The sequence below is a fragment of the Kitasatospora sp. NPDC058184 genome (genome assembly GCF_042883725.1).
Classification (GTDB): domain Bacteria; phylum Actinomycetota; class Actinomycetes; order Streptomycetales; family Streptomycetaceae; genus Kitasatospora.
This window is the reverse complement of the sequence record NZ_JBHVVE010000008.1, coordinates 296,601-316,112: the sequence shown is the minus strand read 5'-3', so window position 1 is coordinate 316,112 and position 19,512 is coordinate 296,601. Positions and strand designations below refer to the sequence as shown.

Annotated in this window: 1 protein-coding gene and 1 pseudogene; both read right to left on the bottom strand. The window is 76.7% G+C overall.

What is annotated here, in order from left to right:
- Positions 1-213: 213 nt before the first annotated feature.
- Positions 214-5,529 (bottom strand): annotated as a pseudogene (locus tag ACFVXH_RS18270) (SDR family NAD(P)-dependent oxidoreductase); the annotation flags it as partial.
- Positions 5,530-5,564: 35 nt separating this feature from the next.
- The gene (locus ACFVXH_RS18265; RefSeq protein WP_387824815.1) at positions 5,565-19,271 is read right to left on the bottom strand and encodes an SDR family NAD(P)-dependent oxidoreductase; all 13,707 of its coding nucleotides are present in this window, start codon (positions 19,269-19,271) and stop codon (positions 5,565-5,567) included.
- Positions 19,272-19,512 lie beyond the last annotated feature (241 nt).

Here is a 19,512-nt window from a genome sequence, read left to right as displayed (position 1 = left end):
CTCGCCGTCTGGTCGAGGGCGGCCGCGCCGTCGTTGGTGGTGGTGGTCATGTCAGCCTTTCGGATGGTGCGCCGGGCGCCGAGCGCGGACGAACGGGCGCGGGTCGGTGAGCGCGGTGCGTCGGCTCGGTGGGTCTGCGCGGTGGGTCCGCGCGGTCGGGTCGGGCGCGGACGGGTCGGGCACGGTCGGGTCGGGCGCGGTCGGGCGGGCGGTTCAGCCGCGGCCGCGCAGGGCGCGGGCGACGAGGCCGTCGATGTCCAGGTCCGCGATGGCGGGCCCGTCCACGGGCACCGGTCCCGCGTCCGGGCCGGCCGCGCGCGGCTCGGGGGGCACGGCCGCCGGGCCCGCCACCGGCTCCGGCAGCAGCTCGGACCGCAGGTGGCGGGCGAGCGCGAGCGGGGTCGGGTGGTCGAAGACCAGGGTCGCCGGGAGCCGGACGCCCGTCGCCCGGGCCAGCCGGTTGCGCAGCTGCACCGCGCCGAGCGAGTCGAACCCGGCCTCCTTGAAGGCCTGGGCGGCGGCGACGGCGTTCTTGGACGGGTGCCCGAGGACGGCGGCGGCGGCGGAGCGCACCAGGTCGAGGACCTCGCGGTGCTGCTCGCGCTCCGGCAGCGCGGCCAGCCGGGCGGCGAAGTCCGCCGCGTCGTCGGCGGGCGCACCGGTGGCGGCGGTGCGCCGGGGGGTGCGGACCAGGCCGCGCAGCAGCGGGTTCAACTCGCCGCCCGCCGCCTGCCCGCGCAGCGCCTCACGGTCCAACCGGGTCGGGACCAGCACCGCCTCCGGAGAACGCAACGCGGCATCGAACAGCGCCAGCGCCTCCTCCGTCGCCAGGGCCTTGAGACCACCCCGGGCCAGCCGGGCCCGGTCCGCCTCGTCCAGGTGCCCGGTCAGCCCACTCGCCTGAGCCCACAGGCCCCAGGCCAGTGAGACCGCCGGCAGACCGCGCTCACGACGCCACCCCGCCAGGCCGTCCAGGAAGCCGTTCGCCGACCCGTACAGGCTCTGCCCGGCGTTCCCGAACACACTGGCGCCGGAGGAGAAGAGGACGAAGGCCGCCAGACCCAGGCCCTCGGTCGCCTCGTGCAGGTGCCAGGCCGCGTCCGCCTTCGGCGCGAACACCTCCCCCAGCCGCCCGGCGGGCTGCCCCTCGAACACACCGTCGGCCAGCGCACCGGCCGTGTGCACCACCGCCGTCAGCGGACGCTCCACCGGGACCCGACGGACCAGGTCGTCGACCACCGAACGGTCCGACACGTCCGCGGCCACCACCTCCACCTCGGCACCCAGCGCCTCGAGCCCGGCCACCAACTCCGCCGCACCCGGCGCCGCCACGCCGCGGCGACTCACCAACAGCAGCCGCCGCACCCCGTGCGACTCCACCAGATGCCGGGCCACCAACCCGCCCAACGTCCCCGTACCACCCGTCACCAGCACCGTCCCCGCCGGATCCAGGACGCCGTGCCCGTCGGCGGAGGCCGGAGCGGAGGCACGCGCCAGACGCGGCACCACCACACCGCCGTCGCGCCAGAGCGCCTGGGTCTCGCCCGACGCCAGCAGGCCGCCCACCACCGACGGGTCCACCGCCGCGGCGGGGAAACCCGTCCCCTCGCCGCCGAGGAGCACGATCCGGCCGGGCTGCTCCTGCTGGACCGAACGGACCAGCCCCCACACCGCGTTGACCGCCGGGTCCGCGTCCGGGGGCCCGGTCACGACCGCCAGCGGCGCCCCGCTCCGGGCGGGATCGGTGAGTCCCTGGTGCAGGAACTCCGAGACCCGGCCGACCAGCGCCCGGGCGCCCTCGGGCCCCTCGGCCGTCCCGGCGGTCAGGTCCAGCACCGCCGGGGCGGCGAGACCAGCCGCGCCGGCGGGGAGGACGAGAGGCGTCCAGCCCACCTGGTAGAGGTGGTCGGTACCGGCCCCGCCGAGGCCGGCCAGCCGGTCGACCGGCACCTGCCGCAGCGACAGGGAGCCGACCGAGGCCACCGGTCCGCCGGTCGGGTCGGTGAGGACGAGCGAGAACGCGTGCGGGCCGGTCTGCCGGGCGTGCACCCGCAGAGCAGTGGGACGCGTGGCGAACAGGGCCACGTCGTTCCAGGCGAACGGCAGCAGGACGTGGCCCGGCTCCGGCTCGGCGATGCCCAGGAAGTTGGTGGCCTGCAGAGCGGCGTCCAGCAGCACCGGGTGGATGCCGAAGTCCTCGGCGGCCCGGCCGGCGGGCAGGGACACCTCGGCGTGCACCTCGCCGTCGAGCCGCCAGACGGCCCGCAGCCCCTGGAACGCCGGTCCGTAGCCGAAGCCGCGGTCCGCCAGCCGCTCGTAGAAGCCGTCCAGGGCGACCGGCTCCGCGCCGGCCGGCGGCCACGCCTCGTAGTCGAACTCCGGTGCGGTCTCGGCCGCCAGGAAACCGGTGGCGTGCCTGGTCCAGGCACCGCCCTCGCCGTCCTCGGGCCGCGAGTACAGGGCGAACGGCCGCCGGCCGCCGGCGGCGTCGTCCTCCGGCGCGTCCACCCGCAGGTGCAGGTGCAGGGCGCCGCGCCCGGGGACGAGCAGCGGGGCCTCGATCACCAGCTCCTCGACGGTGGGCGTGCCCGCCTCGTCGCCGGCCCGCGAGGCCAGCTCCAGCAGCGCGGCCCCCGGGGCGAGGACGGTACCGGCGACGGCGTGGTCCGCGAGCCACGGGTGGTCCTTCGGGTCGAGCCGCCCGGTGAGGAGCGCCCCGCCCTCGGGCAGCTGCACCGCCGCGCCCAGCAGCGGGTGCCCGACGGGCGCCAGCCCGGCGGCGCCCACGTCGGTGGCGGGGCGGGTCTCCAGCCAGTAGCGCTGGTGCTGGAAGGGGTAGGTGGGCAGCTCGGAGGCGGGAAGGAGGGCGGCGTCCGGGAAGGCCGTGGACCAGTCCACGGGCAGGCCGTGCACGTGGAGTTCGGCGGCGGCGAGCAGGACGCGGTCCCAGCCGCCGTCCTCGCGGCGCAGCGTGCCGGTGACGACGGTCGGCGCCTGGACAGCCTCCTCCAGGGCCTCGACGACGGCGTGCGCGAGCACGGGGTGGGCGCTGACCTCGACGAACGCCCGGAAACCGTCACCGGCCAAGGTCTCGACGGCCTCGGCGAAGCGGACGGTCTGCCGCAGGTTGCGGTACCAGTACCCCGCGTCCAGCTCCGGGCCCTCCAGCCAGCGGCCCTCGACCGTCGACAGGAACGGGACGACGGCCGGCTGAGGCTTCACCGAACCCAGCAGCTCGGCGAGTTCGGCCTCGATCGACTCCACGTGCGAGGTGTGCGAGGCGTAGTCGACGGCGATCCGCCGCACGCGCACGCCCTGCTCCTCGTACCCGGTCACCAGGGTGTCGAGCGCGGCCGGGTCACCGGCCACGACCACCGAGGAGGGGCTGTTGACCGCGGCGACCTCGACACCGTCCGGCAGCGTGCCGGTCACCTCGGCGAGAGGCAGCCCGATCGACACCATGCCGCCGCGTCCGGCCAGACCACGGGCGATGGCCTGCGACCGCAACGCCACCACCGCCGCCGCGTCCTCCAGCGAGAGGATGCCAGCGACGTGCGCCGCCGCGATCTCCCCCTGCGAGTGACCCACCACCGCGTCCGGCACCACACCCAGCGACGCCCAGAGGCGCGCCAGGCCGACGTTCACCGCGAACGACACCGGCTGCACCACATCCACCCGCTCCAACGAAGCGGCACCCGGCACCTCGTTCACCACATCCAGCAACGACCAGTCGACATAAACCCTCAGAGCCTTGTCGACCTCACCGAGCGCCTCCGCGAACACCGCCGACTCCGCGAGCAGCCGACGCCCCATCCCCACCCACTGGGAACCCTGCCCCGGGAAGACGAACACCGACCGACCACTCACCTCCGCCCGACCCGAGACGACACCCGCCGCCTCCTCCCCCCGTGCCACCGCGTCCAGCGCCGCCACCGTGTCCGCGCGGTCGGCGGCCACCACCACGGCGCGCTGCTCCAGCGCGGCCCGCGCGGTGACGAGGGTGCGGGCGGTACGGGCCAGGCCGGTGTCCGGCTGCTCGGCCAGGAGCCGGCCCCAGGCGCCGGCCTGGGCCCGCAGGGCGTCCTCGGAGGCGGCCGACAGTACCAACGGCAGTGCGGCACCGGTCGGTTCGGCGTCCGGCTGCGGGGCGTCCCCGACCGGGGCCTGCTCCAGGATCACGTGGGCGTTGGTGCCGCTGACGCCGAAGGAGGAGACGGCGGCCCGGCGCGGGCGGTCGACCTCCGGCCAGTCACGGCGTTCGGTGAGGAGCGCGACCGCGCCCGAGTCCCAGTCGACCTTCGAGGTGGGTGTGTCGATGTGCAGACTCTTCGGCAGCACGCCGTGCCGCAGCGCCTCCACCATCTTGATGACACCGGCCGCACCGGCCGCCGCCTGGGTGTGGCCGATGTTGGACTTCAACGACCCGAGCCAGAGCGGCTGTTCGGCCGGACGGCCCTGCCCGTAGGTGGCCAGCACCGCCTGCGCCTCGATCGGGTCGCCCAGCGAGGTCCCCGTCCCGTGGCCCTCGACGGCGTCGACGTCCGCCGCCGTCAGCCGGGCGTTGGCGAGGGCCGCCCGGATCACCCGCTCCTGCGAGGGGCCGTTCGGGGCAGTGAGGCCGTTGGACGCGCCGTCCTGGTTGACGGCCGAACCCCGGACCACGGCCAGCACCTCGTGCCCCAACCGCCGGGCGTCCGACAGCCGCTCCAGCAGGAGGACGGCGACACCCTCGGCGAGCCCGGTCCCGTCGGCGCCGTCCGCGTACGCCTTGCAGCGGCTGTCGCGCGCCAGGCCGCGCTGGGTGGCGAAGTCGACGAACACCTCCGGCGTGGCCATCACGGCGACCCCGCCGGCCAGGGCCAGCGTGCACTCGCCGTCGCGCAGCGCCTGCGCGGCCAGGTGGACGGCGACCAGCGAGGAGGAGCAGGCGGTGTCCACCGTCACCGACGGGCCTTCGAGGCCGAGGGTGTAGGAGACCCGGCCGGAGGCGACGGAGCCCGAGTTGCCGATCCCGAAGTACCCCTCCAGGCCCTCCGGGAGGTTGAGCACGTGGTGCGCGTAGTCGTGGTACATCAGCCCCGCGTAGACGCCGACCGGCTGCCCCTTGAGCGAGGCCGGGTCGATGCCGGCCCGCTCCAGGGCCTCCCAGGAGGCCTCCAGCAGCAGCCGCTGCTGCGGGTCCGTCGCCAGCGCCTCGCGCGGGGAGATCCCGAAGAGCGCGGCGTCGAAGCCGCCCGGGTCGGCGAGGAAGCCGCCCTCCTCGGCGTAGGTCTTCCCGGCGGCGTCCGGGTCGGGGTCGTACAGGCCGTCCACGTCCCACCCCCGGTCGCGGGGGAACGGGGCCATGGCGTCGGTGCCGTCGTGGACCAGGCGCCACAGGTCGGCCGGGGAGGCGACGCCGCCGGGCAGCCGGCAGGCCATCCCGACGATGGCGATCGGCTCGGTGCGCCGGGCCTCGACGTCGCGCAGGCGGCGCCTGGTCTGCTGGAGGTCGGCCGTGACGCGCTTGAGGTAGTCGCGCAGCTTGTCGTCGTTCGACATGGGGTTCTTCCTCGTATCCGTCATCAGGAAAGGCCGAGTTCGTTGTCGATCAGGTCGAAGAGCTCGTCGTCCGAGGCGGCGCCCAGGTCGACGCCCTCGGCCTCGGGCTCCTCGCCCGACTCCGCCCAGCGGGCGGTGAGGGCCTCCAGCCGGGCGGCCACCTGGGCGCGCAGCCCGTCGGGCGCCCCGGCCGTCCCGGTCGTGGCCGCCAACGCCTGCTCCAGCCGGTCGAGTTCGAGCAGGACGGGCGGCACGGCCACCGAGCCCGCCAGGCCCAGCCGGTCCCGCAGGTGCTCGGCGACGGCGGCCGGGGTCGGGTGGTCGAAGACCAGGGTCGCCGGGAGCCGGACACCGGTGGCCTCGGTGAGGCTGGTGCGGATCCGCAGCGAGGTCAGCGAGTCGAAGCCGACGTCCTTGAACGCCTGAGCGGGCTTCACCGTCTCGTCGATGCTCTGGCCGAGCACCTTGGCCGCGCTGGCCCGGACCAGGTCCAGGAGCAGCCGGAGCTGTTCGGCCTCGCCCACCGCGGAGAGCCTGCGGAACAGGACCTCACGGCCGTCGCCGGCCGGTGCCCCGGCGGTGGCGGCGGTGCGGCGGGGGGTGCGGACCAGGCCGCGCAGCAGCGGGTTCAACTCGCCGCCCGCCGCCTGCCCGCGCAGCGCCTCACGGTCCAGCCGGGTCGGGACCAGCAGCGCCTCCGGAGAACGCAGCGCGGCGTCGAACAGCGCCAGCGCCTCCTCCGTCGCCATGGCCGCCAGGCCGCCCCGGGCCAGCCGGGCGCGATCGGCCTCGTCCAGGTGCCCGGTCAGGCCGCTGGCCTGCGCCCACAGGCCCCAGGCCAGCGACACCGCCGGCAGACCGCGCTCACGGCGCCACCCGGCCAGGCCGTCCAGGAAGCCGTTCGCCGACCCGTACAGGCTCTGCCCGGCACTGCCGAACACGCCCGCGCCGGAGGAGAAGAGAACGAAGGCCGCCAGACCCAGGCCCGCGGTCGCCTCGTGCAGGTGCCAGGCCGCGTCCGCCTTCGGGGCGAACACCTCCCCCAGCTCCTCCGCCGACCGCGTCTCGAAGACGCCGTCGGCCAGCGTGCCGGCGGTGTGCACCACCGCCGTCAGCGGACGCTCCACCGGGACCCGACGCACCAGGTCGTCGACCACCGAACGGTCCGACACATCGGCGGCCACCACCTCCACCTCGGCACCGAGCGCCTCGAGTCCGGCCACCAACTCCGCCGCACCCGGCGCCGCCACGCCGCGACGGCTCACCAACAGCAGCCGCCGCACCCCGTGCGACTCCACCAGATGCCGGGCCACCAACCCGCCCAACGTCCCCGTACCACCGGTCACCAGCACCGTCCCCGCCGGATCCAGGACCGGGCCGGTGCCGGTGGGCGCCTCGGCACGCGCCAGGCGCGGCACCACCGCGGTCCCGTCGCGCCAGGCGACATGGGGTTCGCCGGACGCGAGCGCGTCGGCCACGAGTGAGGCGGGCACCGCCGAGCCGTCGGTGTCCACCAGGACGATCCGGCCCGGGTGTTCGAGCTGCGCGGTGCGGACCAGGCCCCGGACGGCGGCCGCCGCCGGGTCCCCGGCGCCGTGCGCGGTCAGGACCGCGAGCGGGCCGGCGGAGTCACCGGCCAGGTGCTCCTGGATCCCGCCGAGCGCGGCGCCGACGAGCGCCCGGGCCGCCCGCGGCACCGACAGCCCCTCGGGGACGCGGGTCAGGTCGAGCACATCGTCCCCGGACGGGCGGTCCGCCGCCCGCGGCAGGTCGGCGGGCGCCCAGTCGACGCGGTACAGGTGCTCGGCGGCGGTGTCCCGGGCGGCGGACAGCCGCTCGGGCGCCACCGGCCGCAGGACCAGCGCCCCGACGGCACCGACGGGCCGGCCGACCGGGTCGGTCAGCGCGAAGGAGACGCTGTCCGGGCCCTCCCGGCGGGAGTGCACCCGCAGCGCGGTGGCCCCGGACGCGTACAGGGCCACGTCGTTCCAGGCGAACGGCAGCAGCACCTCCCCCGGTCCGGCCACCGGCGCCGCCCCCAGGTTGGCGGACTGCAGGGCCGCGTCCAGCAGGGCCGGGTGCAGTCCGAACCGCCCGGCGGAGTCCGTCAGTTCCTCCGGCAGCGCGACCTCGGCGAACACCTCCTCGCCCGACCGCCAGGCGGCCCGCAGGCCCCGGAACGCGTCGCCGTACTCGTAGCCCGCCTCGGCCAGCCGCTCGTAGAAGCCGTCCAGGGCGACCGGCTCCGCGCCGGCCGGCGGCCACGCCTCGTAGCCGAACTCCGGTGCGGTCTCGGCCGCCAGGAAGCCGGTGGCGTGCCGGGTCCACCCGCCGCCCTCCGCGTCCTCGGGCCGCGAGTGCACGTGGACGGCCCGGCGGTCGTCGTCGGCGGTGGCCGGGTCGACCGTGACACGGACCTGGAGGCCACCGCGCTCGGGCAGGATCCCGGGCGCCTCGACGACCAGCTCGTCGAGTCGGCCGAGACCGGTCCGCTCCCCCGCCCGCAGGGCGAGTTCGAGGAAGGCCGCGCCGGGCAGCAGGACCGTCCCGGAAACGGCGTGGCCGGCCAGCCACGGGTGCGATCGGATCGACAGCCGCCCAGTGAACACCTCACCCCCGTCGGGCAGTTCGACCAGGGTGCCGAGCAGCGGGTGCTCGGCGGCGGCGACCCCGAACGCGGTCACGTCACCCGTGGCGGCCACGGGCTCCAGCCAGAAGCGCTGGTGCTGGAAGGCGTAGGTGGGCAGTTCGGAGGGACGGACGGTGCCGGCTCCGGCGTGGGCCGTGGACCAGTCCACGGGCAGGCCGCGGACGTGGAGTTCGGCGGCGGCGAGCAGGACGCGGTCCCAGCCGCCGTCCTCGCGGCGCAGGGTCCCGGTGACGACGGTCGGCGCCTGGACGGCCTCCTCCAGGGCCTCGACGATGCCGTGGGCGAGCACGGGGTGCGCGCTGACCTCGACGAAGGCCCGGAAGCCCTCGCCGGCCAGGGTCTCGACGGCGTCGGCGAAGCGGACGGTCTGCCGCAGGTTGCGGTACCAGTACCCGGCGTCCAGCTCCGGGCCCTCCAGCCAGCGGCCCTCGACGGTGGAGAGGAAGGGGATCGCGGCGGGCTGGGGCTTCACGGAGCCCAGCAGCTCGGCGAGTTCAGCCTCGATCGACTCCACGTGCGAGGTGTGCGAGGCGTAGTCGACGGCGATCCGCCGCACGCGCACGCCCTGCTCCTCGTACGCGACGACGAGCGTGTCCAGGCCCGCCGGGTCACCGGCGACGACCACCGAGGAGGGGCCATTGACGGCCGCGACCTCGACCCCGGCGGGGAGCCGGTCGGCCACCTCGGCGAGCGGCAGCCCGACCGACACCATGCCGCCGCGTCCGGCCAGGCCCCGCGCGATGGCCTGCGACCGCAACGCCACCACCGCCGCCGCGTCCTCCAGGGAGAGGATGCCGGCGACGTGCGCCGCCGCGATCTCCCCCTGGGAGTGACCGACCACCGCGTCCGGCACCACACCCAGCGACGCCCAGAGGCGCGCCAGGCCGACGTTCACCGCGAACGACACCGGCTGCACCACGTCCACCCGCTCCAACGAAGCGGCACCCGGCACCTCGTTCACCACATCGAGCAACGACCAGTCGACATAGGGCTTCAAGGCCCTGTCGACCTCACCGAGCGCCTCCGCGAAGACCACGGACTCGGCGAGCAGCCGACGCCCCATCCCGGCCCACTGGGAACCCTGCCCCGGGAAGACGAACACCGACCGACCGCTCACCTCCGCCCGACCGGACACCAGCCCGGCCGCGGCCTCCCCCTCGGCCAGGGCCTTCAGGGCGGCGACGAGCGCGGCCCGGTCGGCGCCGACGGCCACGGCACGCTCGGTGAACCGGGTGCGCGCGGTGACGAGTGCCCGGGCGGTGGCGGCGAGGTCCGGCGCCGGCTGCCCCTCCGCGAAGGCCGCCAGCCGCGCGGCCTGCTGACGCAGCGCCGCCTCCGAGGCGGCCGAGACCACCCAGGGAACCACGTTCTCCCCGGCACCGACGGGCGTTGCGGCTCCGTCGATGGGCTCGGCGCCGCCGGCCGGCTCCGCCTGCTCCAGGATCACGTGCGCGTTCGTCCCGCTCACACCGAACGCCGAGACGCCGGCCCGGCGCGGGCGGTCGGCCTCCGGCCAGGCCCGCTGCTCGGTGAGCAGGGCGATGCCGCCCGAGGACCAGTCGATGTGCGAGGAGGGCGCGTCGATGTGGAGGGTCTGCGGCAGCACGCCGTGGCGCAGCGCCTCGACCATCTTGATCACGCCCGCCGCACCGGCGGCGGCCTGGGTGTGGCCGATGTTGGACTTCACCGACCCGAGCCAGAGCGGCTGTTCGGCCGGACGGTCCTTGCCGTAGGTGGCGAGCAGGGCGTGTGCCTCGATCGGGTCGCCGAGCGGGGTGCCGGTGCCGTGCGCCTCGACGGCGTCGACGTCGGCGGCCGTCAGGCGGGCGTTGGCGAGCGCGGCCCGGATGACCCGCTCCTGCGAGGGACCGTTCGGGGCGGTCAGACCGTTGGACGCACCGTCCTGGTTGACGGCCGAACCCCGGACCACGGCCAGCACCTCGTGCCCCAACCGCCGGGCGTCGGAGAGCCGTTCGAGCAACAGCAGGCCCACGCCCTCGGACATCCCGAACCCGTCGGCGGCGTCGGCGAAGGCCTTGCTCCGGCCGTCGGCGGCGAGGCCGCGCTGCCGGGAGAAGCCGACCAGGCCTTCGAGCGTGGACATCACCGAGGCGCCGCCGGCCAGGGCCAGCGTGCACTCCCCGGCGCGGAGCGCCTGGGCGGCGAGGTGCAGGGCGACCAGCGAGGAGGAGCAGGCGGTGTCGACGGTGATCGCGGGCCCTTCGAGGCCGAGGGCGTAGGAGAGGCGGCCGGAGAGCACGCTGCCCGCGTTGCCGGTGACCAGGTAGCCCTCGTCGGCGGCGCCGCCGGTGCCCTGGGTGCCGTAGTCCTGGCCGTGGGTGCCGATGAAGACGCCGGTCGGGGTGGCGCGCAGGGCGGTGGGGTCGAGTCCGGCGCGCTCCAGGGTCTCCCAGGCGACTTCGAGCAGCAGGCGCTGCTGCGGGTCCATCGCCAGGGCCTCGCGCGGGTTGATGCCGAAGAAGGCGGCGTCGAAGTCGGCGATGCCGGGCAGGAATCCGCCGCCGCGCACGTAGGTGCGGCCGGGGGCGTCGGGGTCGGGGTCGTAGCTGCCGTCGAGGTCCCAGCCCCGGTCGGCGGGCAGGCCGGTGACGGCGTCGCCGCCGGCGGCGACGAAGCGCCAGAGGTCCTCGCCGGAGTCGAGGCCGCCGGGGAAGCGGCAGCCGACGGCGACGATCGCGATCGGGTCGTCCTCGGTCCCGGCGGCCTGTGCCGCGGGGGCGGCGGGGGCGGCGGGGGCCGGTTCCTCGCCGACGAGTTCGGTCGCGAGGTGGGCGGCGAGGGCCTTGGGCGTCGGGTAGTTGAACACCAGGGTGGCGGGCAGGCGCAGGCCGGTGGCGGTGCCGAGGGCGTTGCGGAGTTCGACGGCGGTGAGCGAGTCGATGCCGAGCTCCTTGAACGCCTTGTCGATGTCCAGTGCCGCGGCCGAGCCGTGGCCGAGGACGGCGGCGGCGGTGTCGCGGACGAGGGCGGTCAGCAGCTCGTCGCGGTCGGCGGCGGAGAGTCCGGCGAGCCGCCGGGCGAGGGTGCCGGCGCCGTCCGCGGCGGTGCGGGCGGCGGCCCGGCGCAGGGCGCGGGGTGCGCGGGCGGCGGGTGCCAGGTCGCGCAGCAGCGGCGGGAGGTCCTCGGTGCGGACGCCGGTGACGTCGAGCCTGATCGGCACCACGGCCGCGGGCTCGCCGGTGAGTGCGGCGTCCAGGAGGGCGAGGCCCTGGTCGGCGGAGAGGGGGCGGGTGCCGACCCGGGCCATCCGGGCGAGGTCGGTGTCGCTGAGCCGGCCGCCCATGCCGGCGGCCTCGGCCCACAGGCCCCAGGCGAGCGACACGGCGGGCAGTCCGAGCGAGCGCCGGTGGGCGGCCAGGCCGTCGAGGAAGGCGTTGCCGGCCGCGTAGTTGCCCTGGCCGGAGCCGCCGAGGACGCCGGAGGCGGAGGAGTAGAGCGCGAAAGCGGCCAGGTCGAGGCCGGCGGTGAGCTCGTGCAGGTGCCAGGCGGCGTCGACCTTCGGGCGCAGCACGCTGTGCCACTTGGCGGCGTCCAGCGCTTCGATGACGCCGTCGTCGACGATCCCGGCGACGTGGACGACGCCGGTCAGCCGGTCGGCGAGGGTGTCGACGACGGCGGCCAGCGCGGTGCGGTCGGCGGTGTCGACGGCCTCGGCGCGGACCAGGGTGCCGTGCGCGGCGAGTTCTTCGAGCAGGTCGGCGGGCACGGCGGAGCGGGAGAGGAGCACGAGTTCCGCGACGCGGTGGACCGCCGCGAGGTGACGGGCCACCAGGCGGCCCAGGCCGCCGTTGGCGCCGGTGACCAGGACGGTGCCGCCGGCCAGCGGGGACGGCGCGTCCTGCGCGGGGGCGGGCCGGGCGGCCGGGCGGCGCAGGCGGGCGACCAGCCGTCGCCCGTCGCGCAGCGCCAGCTGCGGTTCGTCGTCCGGTGCGGCGGCCACCGCCCGGGCGGCGTCGGCCGGGTCGTCGGCCTCGACGAGAACGAAGCGGCCGGGGTTCTCCGACTGGGCGGTGCGCACCAGGCCCCGGACGGGTTCCTGGACGAGTTCGCCGCGCCGGGTGACGACGACGAGCCGGGAGTCGGCCGTCCGGTCGTCGGCCAGCCAGGCCTGGAGCGCCCGCAGGACGTCGTGGCCGACGGCGTGGGCGCGCTCGGGCACGGTGTCGGAGGGCGCGCCCACGCCGGCGGGGAGGACCACGAGGGGCGGCAGGGCGCCGTCCTCGGGCAGGTCCCTGTGGAGGGTCCAGTCCGCGGGCGTGTCGGCGGGCGCGTCGGCGGTCTCGGGTGCGGGGACCCAGTCGACCTCGAACAGGGCCGCGTCGTCCGCCGGACCGGCGGTGAGGCCGCGCGGGTCCACCGGCCGCACGGTGAGGGCTTCGACGTCCACGACGGGGGCGCCGGTGTCGTCGGCGGCCCGGATGGTGAGGGTGTCGGGGCCGACGGGGGTGACGACCACGCGCAGCGCCTCGGCGCCGGTGGCGTGCAGGCGCACGCCGGCCCAGGAGAAGGCGAGCCTGGGCACGTCGGCGCCCGGGAGGAGGCAGGCCTCGCCGAGCGGGTGGAGGGCGGCGTCCAGCAGGGCGGGGTGCAGGCCGTAGGCGGCGGCGTCGGTGGTGGTGTCGGGGAGGCGGAGCTGGGCGTAGAGGCGGCCGTCTGCGAGCCAGGCGGCCTCGACGGCGTGGAACGCGGGGCCGTAGGCGACGGTGAGCCGGTCGTAGAGGCCGTCGGTGTCGAGCGGGCGGGCTCCGGCGGGCGGCCAGACCGTCAGGTCGTCGGCAGTGGCGGGCTCCGGGCCCTCGGGGGCGAGCGTTCCGGTGGCGTTGGCGTGCCACGGCAGGCCGGGGCCGGTGCGGGTGAGCAGCCGGACGGCGCGGCGGCCGTCCTCGGCCTCGCCGACGTGGACCTGGAGGTCGAGGCCGCCGCCGTCCGGGACGACGAGCGGGGCGGAGACGGTCAGTTCCTCGACCGTGGGCGCGCCGAGCCGGTGGCCGACGTGGGCGAGGGCGTCGAGCAGCGCGGTGCCGGGCAGCAGCGTCGCGCCGCCGACCCGGTGGTCGGCCAGCCAGGGCAGGGTGCGTTCGGTGATCCGGCCGGTGAAGACGGCGCCTTCCTCGGTGCCGAGCAGCAGTTCGGTCTCCAGCAGCGGGTGGCCGGCCTTGTCCAGGCCGACGGCGGCGAGGTCGCCGGCGGAGCGGCCCGGCCGGAGCCAGTAGCGCTGGTGCTGGAAGGGGTAGGTGGGCAGTTCGGACGGGCGGACGGTGTCGGCCCCGGCGTGGGCCGTGGACCAGTCCACGGGCAGGCCGCGGACATGGAGTTCGGCGGCGGCGAGCAGGACGCGGTCCCAGCCGCCGTCCTCGCGGCGCAGGGTCCCGGTGACGACGGTCGGCGCCTGGACGGCCTCCTCCAGGGCCTCGACGACGGCGTGGGCGAGCACGGGGTGCGCACTGACCTCGACGAACGCCCGGAAACCGTCACCGGCCAGGGTCTCGACGGCCTCGGCGAAGCGGACGGTCTGCCGCAGGTTGCGGTACCAGTACCCGGCGTCCAACTCCGGGCCCTCCAACCAGCGGCCCTCGACCGTCGACAGGAACGGGACGACGGCCGGCTGCGGCTTCACCGAACCCAGCAGCTCGGCGAGTTCGGCCTCGATGGACTCGACGTGGGCGGTGTGGGAGGCGTAGTCGACGGGGATCCGGCGCACCCGGGCACCGCGCTCCTCGAAGGCGGCCACCACGGTGTCGAGGCCGGCCGGGTCACCGGCGACGACGACCGAGGAGGGGCCGTTGACGGCCGCGACCTCGACCCCGGCCGGGAGCCGGTCGGCCACCTCGGCGAGCGGCAGCCCGATCGACACCATGCCGCCGCGTCCGGCCAGACCGCGGGCGATGGCCTGCGACCGCAACGCCACCACAGCGGCGGCGTCGTCCAGCGAGAGGATCCCGGCGACATGCGCCGCCGCGATCTCGCCCTGGGAGTGGCCGACCACCGCGTCAGGGACGACGCCCAGCGACGCCCAAAGGCGCGCCAGCGCGACGTTCACCGCGAAGGACACCGGCTGTACCACGTCCACCCGCTCCAGCGAAGCGGCACCCGGCACCTGGTTCACCACATCGAGCAACGACCAGTCGACATAGGGCTTCAGCGCCTCCGCGGCCTCCTCCAGAGCCCGCGCGAACACCGCGGACTCGGCGAGCAGCCGACGCCCCATCCCGGCCCACTGGGAACCCTGGCCCGGGAAGACGAACACCGACCGACCGCTCACCTCCGCCCGCCCGGACACCAGCCCGGCCGTGGCCTCCCCCTCGGCCAGGGCCCGCAGCCCGCTCAGCGCCCGCGCCCGGTCGGCGGCGACCACGACGGCCCGCCGTTCCAGCGCGGCCCGGGAGCCGGCGAGCGCGCGGGCGACGGCCGGCGCCTCGGCGAGGGGCCTGGCCTCGGTGAACCCGGCGATCCGTTCGGCCTGTTCGCGCAGGGCCTCGGGGGAACGGGCGGAGAGCAGCCAGGGCACCGGGGTGCCGGAGCCGGCGTCGGGTTCGCCGTCGAGTCCGGCGGGCACCGCCCGGTGCGCCGGCTCCTGGGCGGGGGCCTGCTCCAGAACGACGTGGGCGTTGGTGCCGCTGACGCCGAACGAGGAGACGGCGGCCCGGCGCGGCCGGTCGACCTCGGGCCAGGCCCGTTCCTCGGTGAGCAGGGCGACCGCGCCGGACTCCCAGTCCACCTTGGTGCTGGGCTCGTCGATGTGCAGGCTCTTCGGCAGCACGCCGTGGCGCAGCGCCTCGACCATCTTGATCACGCCGGCGACGCCGGCGGCGGCCTGGGCGTGGCCGATGTTGGACTTCAACGACCCCAGCCAGAGCGGCTGTTCGGCCGGACGGCCCTGCCCGTACGTGGCCAGCACCGCCTGCGCCTCGATCGGGTCGCCCAGCGAGGTCCCCGTCCCGTGGCCCTCGACGGCGTCGACGTCCGCGGGTGTCAGCCCGGCGTTGGCGAGGGCGGCGAGGATCACCCGCTCCTGCGAGGGGCCGTTCGGGGCGGTCAGACCGTTGGACGCGCCGTCCTGGTTGACGGCCGAACCCCGGACGACCGCCAGCACCTCGTGCCCCAGCCGCCGGGCGTCCGACAGCCGCTCCAGCAGCACCAGGCCCACGCCCTCGGCCCAGGCGGTGCCGTCGGCGCCGTCCGCGTAGGCCCGGGCCCGGCCGTCGGCGGAGAGCGCGCGCTGGCGGGAGAACTCGACGAAGGAGGTGGGCCGGGCCATGATCGCGGCGCCACCGGCCAGGGCGAGCGTGCACTCGCCGTCGCGCAGCGCCTGCGCGGCCAGGTGCAGGGCCACCAGGGAGGAGGAGCAGGCGGTGTCCACCGTCACCGACGGGCCTTCGAGACCGAGGGTGTAGGAGATGCGGCCGGAGGCGACCGAGCCGGCGTTGCCGGTGCCCAGGTAGCCCTCCAGGCCGTCCGGGACCTCGGCGAGGTCGGTGGCGTAGTCGTGGTACATCAGGCCCGCGTAGACGCCGACCGGCTGCCCCTTGAGCGAGGTCGGGTCGATGCCCGCGCGCTCCAGCAGTTCCCAGGAGGTCTCCAGCAGCAGCCGCTGCTGCGGGTCCGTCGCCAGCGCCTCGCGCGGGGAGATCCCGAAGAAGGCGGCGTCGAACTCGCCCGCGTCGTGCAGGAATCCGCCGTGGCGGGCGTAGGAGGTGCCGGGGACGGCCGGGTCCGGGTCGTAGAGGGCGTCGAGGTCCCAGCCGCGGTCGGCGGGGAAGGGGGTGATCGCGTCGGTGCCCTCGGCGACCAGCCGCCACAGGTCGGCCGGGGAGGCGACGCCGCCGGGCAGCCGGCAGGCGGCGCCGACGATGACGACGGGGTCCTCGGCGGGCGGCACGGTGCGCGGTACGGGCGCGGGCCGGGCGGCGGTGGCCGGACGGCCGGTCAGCGCGTTCACCAGGAAGGCCGCGACGGCGGTCGGGTTGGGGTGGTCGAAGGCGAGGGTGGCGGGCAGCCGCAGGCCGGTGGCGGCGGTGAGGCGGCCGCGCAGTTCGACGGCGGTGGCGGAGGTGAAGCCGAGGTCCTTGAACGGGCCGTCCGGGCGGATCGGGTCGGGGCCGTCGCCGGCCAGCCCGGCGGTCTCCGCGAGGACGAGGTCGAGCAGCTCGCGCTGCCGGTCGGCGGCCGGGCGGCCGGCCAGCCGGCGGCGCAGCGCGGCGGCGGTCGCGGTGTCCGGGGCGCTCGGGCCGGCCGGGGTGTCGATGAGGTCGCGCAGCAGGGCCGGGACGTCCTGCGGGGCGAGGGCGTCCAGCCCTTCGGGGTCGAGCCGGAGCAGCAGCAGGGAGGTGTGGTCGGCCAGGTGGGCGGCGTCGAAGGCGGCGGCGCTCTCCTGGGCGGTGAGCCGGCCGAGGCCGGGCGGCACGGGGCGTCCGTCCCCGTCGGCGGGGCCGGTGATGAGGGCGAGGCCGGGCAGGCCGTGGCGGCTGCGGTGGTGGGCGAGGGCGTCCAGGAACGCCGCGGCGGCGGCCTCCCCGGGGGCGCCGGGGGTGCCGAGCGGTCCGACGGTGGGGGTGTGCACGACGAAGGCGGACAGCTCGGTGCCGGCGGTCAGTTCGTGCAGGTTGACGGCGGCGGCGAGGGCGGCGCCGAGGCCGGGGAAGGCCGCGCCGGGGGTGTGGACGACGGCGTTGAAGCGCGTGCCCGGGCCGGCCAGCCAGTCGGCGAGGGCGTCGCGGTCGGCGAGGTCGAGGGCGCTGAGGGTGGTCTCGGCGCCGGCGGCGGTGAGCCGCCCGGCGAGTTCGGCGGCGGCCCGGTCGGCGGGGCCGTGGGGGCTGGTGAGCAGGATCCGGCGCACGCCGCGTCCGGCCACCAGGTGGTGGGCGACGGCGGCGGCGGCCGGCCCGTCGGCGCCGGTGACCAGGACGGTGCGGCACGGGTCGAAGCGGGCGCCGGGCTCGCCGTGGGCGAGCGCGGCGGACACCCGGGCGGCGCGCGGGCGCAGCGCCACGCCGGAGCGGACGACGAGTTCGGGTTCGCCGGAGGCGACGGCGGTGGCCAGGGCGTCGGCGGCGTTCTCCTCCGCGTCGAGGTCGACCAGCAGGAACCGGCCGGGGTTCGCCACCCGGGCGGCGCGGACCACGCCGCGCAGCGCGGCCTGGACGAGGTCGGTGGCGCCGCCCGGTCCGGCGGCGCCCCGGGTGACGACGACCAGCGCGGTGTCGGCGAGCCGTTCCTCGGCGAGCCAGGCGGTGAGCTGCCCGTCGAGGGCGCGCACGGCCTCCTCGACGTCGGCGGCGAGCGGCCCGGGGGTGCGCAGGCCGGCGCCGACGCCGAGCACGGCGGCATCGGGCAGCGGGCCGGCCGCGGCCAGCGCGGCCGGGTCGGGGTGGGCGGCGGCGCCGAGGGCGTCGGCGAGGCCGAAGGCGTCCGCGCCGAGCACCGCCCAGGTGCCGGCGGCGGAGCGGGCGCCGGGGACGGAGGAGAGCGGCAGCCAGTCGACGCGGAACAGGTGCTCGTAGTGGCTGCCGCCGGCGGCCCGCAGCCGGGCGGGCGCGTCGAGCAGCACGTGCCGGGTGATCTTGCCGGAGGCGGTGCGCGGGATGCGCTCCGTCTCGTACAGCTCCTCGGGGACCTTGAAGTAGGAGAGCCGTTCCCGGCAGGCGGCCAGCAGGGCCTCCGGGTCGAGGCCGCCGGGGCCGGGCACCAGGAAGGCCACCGGCACCTCGCCGAGCACCTCGTGGGGCTTGCCGACGACGGCGACGTCCGCGACGCCGGGCACGCCGCGCAGCACCTCCTCGACCTCGGCCGGGTGGATGTTCTCGCCGCCGCGGATGATGAGTTCCTTGATCCGGCCGGTGATGGTGAAGTAGCCGGAGCCGTCGCGCCGGGCGAGGTCGCCGGTGTGGTACCAACCGCCGCGCAGCGCCTGCTCGGTGGCCTCGGGCTGGTTGTGGTAGCCGAGCATCACGCTCGGGCCGCGCACCCAGACCTCGCCCTCCTCGCCGTCGGCGGCGTCCAGGCCGGTCTCCACGTCGACCAGGCGCACGCCCAGACCGGGGACGGGCAGGCCGCAGGAGCCCTCGACGCGGGCGCCGGTGGGCCAGTTGACGGTGATCGAGCCGCAGGTCTCGGTGGAGCCGTAGGCGTCGATGAGCGGCGCGCCGAACGCCTCCTCGAAGGAGCGCCGCAGCGCGGCGGTGGTCATGGCGCCGCCGACCAGGCACATCCGCAGGGCCGGCGCGGTGAAGCCGTCCTCCCGGGCGGCGCGCACCAGCTGCTGGTACATGGTGGGCACGCCGGCCAGGAAGGTCGCGGACTCCTCGCGGACGGCCTCCAGGACGTCCCGCGCGGCGAAGCCGTCGAGGATGCGGGCGGTGGCGCCGACCGCGGTGACGCTCAGCACGCAGGCGATGTGGGAGAGGCTGTGGAACAGCGGCAGCGGCCAGACCACCCGGTCCTCGGCGCTCAGGCCGGGCACCGGCACGTAGCAGGCGGCGACCGACCAGAGGCAGTTGCGCTGGGTGGACAGCACGCCCTTGGGCCGGCCGGTGGTGCCGGAGGTGTAGAGCATCCAGGCGGGGTCGTCGAGGCCGAGGTCGTCGCGTGCGGGGGTGGCGGGGTCGGTACCGGCCAGGGTCTCGAAGGAGAGGGTGCCGGCCGGGACGGGGCCCTCGCCGGTGACGATCACCCGCAGGTCGGCCCGGCCGCGGGCGAGGGCGTCCAGGCCGGCGGCGCGGGCGGCGTCGGTGATGACGACGCGGGCGCCGCTGTCGTCCAGCAGGTGGGTGAGTTCGGCCTCGGTGGCGTGCGGGTTGAGCGGGACGCCGATGGCGCCGGCGCGCAGGATGCCGAAGTAGGCCTCCACCACCTCGACGCTGTTGCCGAGCAGGATCGCGGCCCGGTCGCCGGGCTGGAGGCGCAGGTCGGCGAGGTGGCCGGCGATCCGGCCGGTTCGGGCGTGGAGCTCGCCGTAGGTCACGCCGCGGACGGCGTCGCGGAACGCGGTCTTGTCCGAGCTGTCGCGGGCGTGCTCGGCCAGCAGTTCGGGCAGCGGCCGGATCAGCTCGGTGCGCAACATGCCGTCACTTCCTTGGGTCGGTTCAGGGCTGGTTCGGGGTCGGTTCGGGGTCTGTTCCGGTCGGCCCGGTTCGGGCCTCGGGCGGGGGAATTCGATTTCCGCCCGGCACCGGGGGTGGGCGGCGGCGGAATGGGATGGCATTTCCGGGCCGGAATGTCGCGGTACGGGGCCGGCGCAATTGCCGGGCGGCCTTTCCGGGGCGGCCGTACGCGAATTCCCGCCGGTCACAGTCTCGTGCGGC

Bases quoted from the DNA above. Each gene is read 5' to 3' on its own strand.
- ACFVXH_RS18265 (WP_387824815.1), bottom strand. From the start codon at position 19,271: ATGTTGCGCACCGAGCTGATCCGGCCGCTGCCCGAACTGCTGGCCGAG.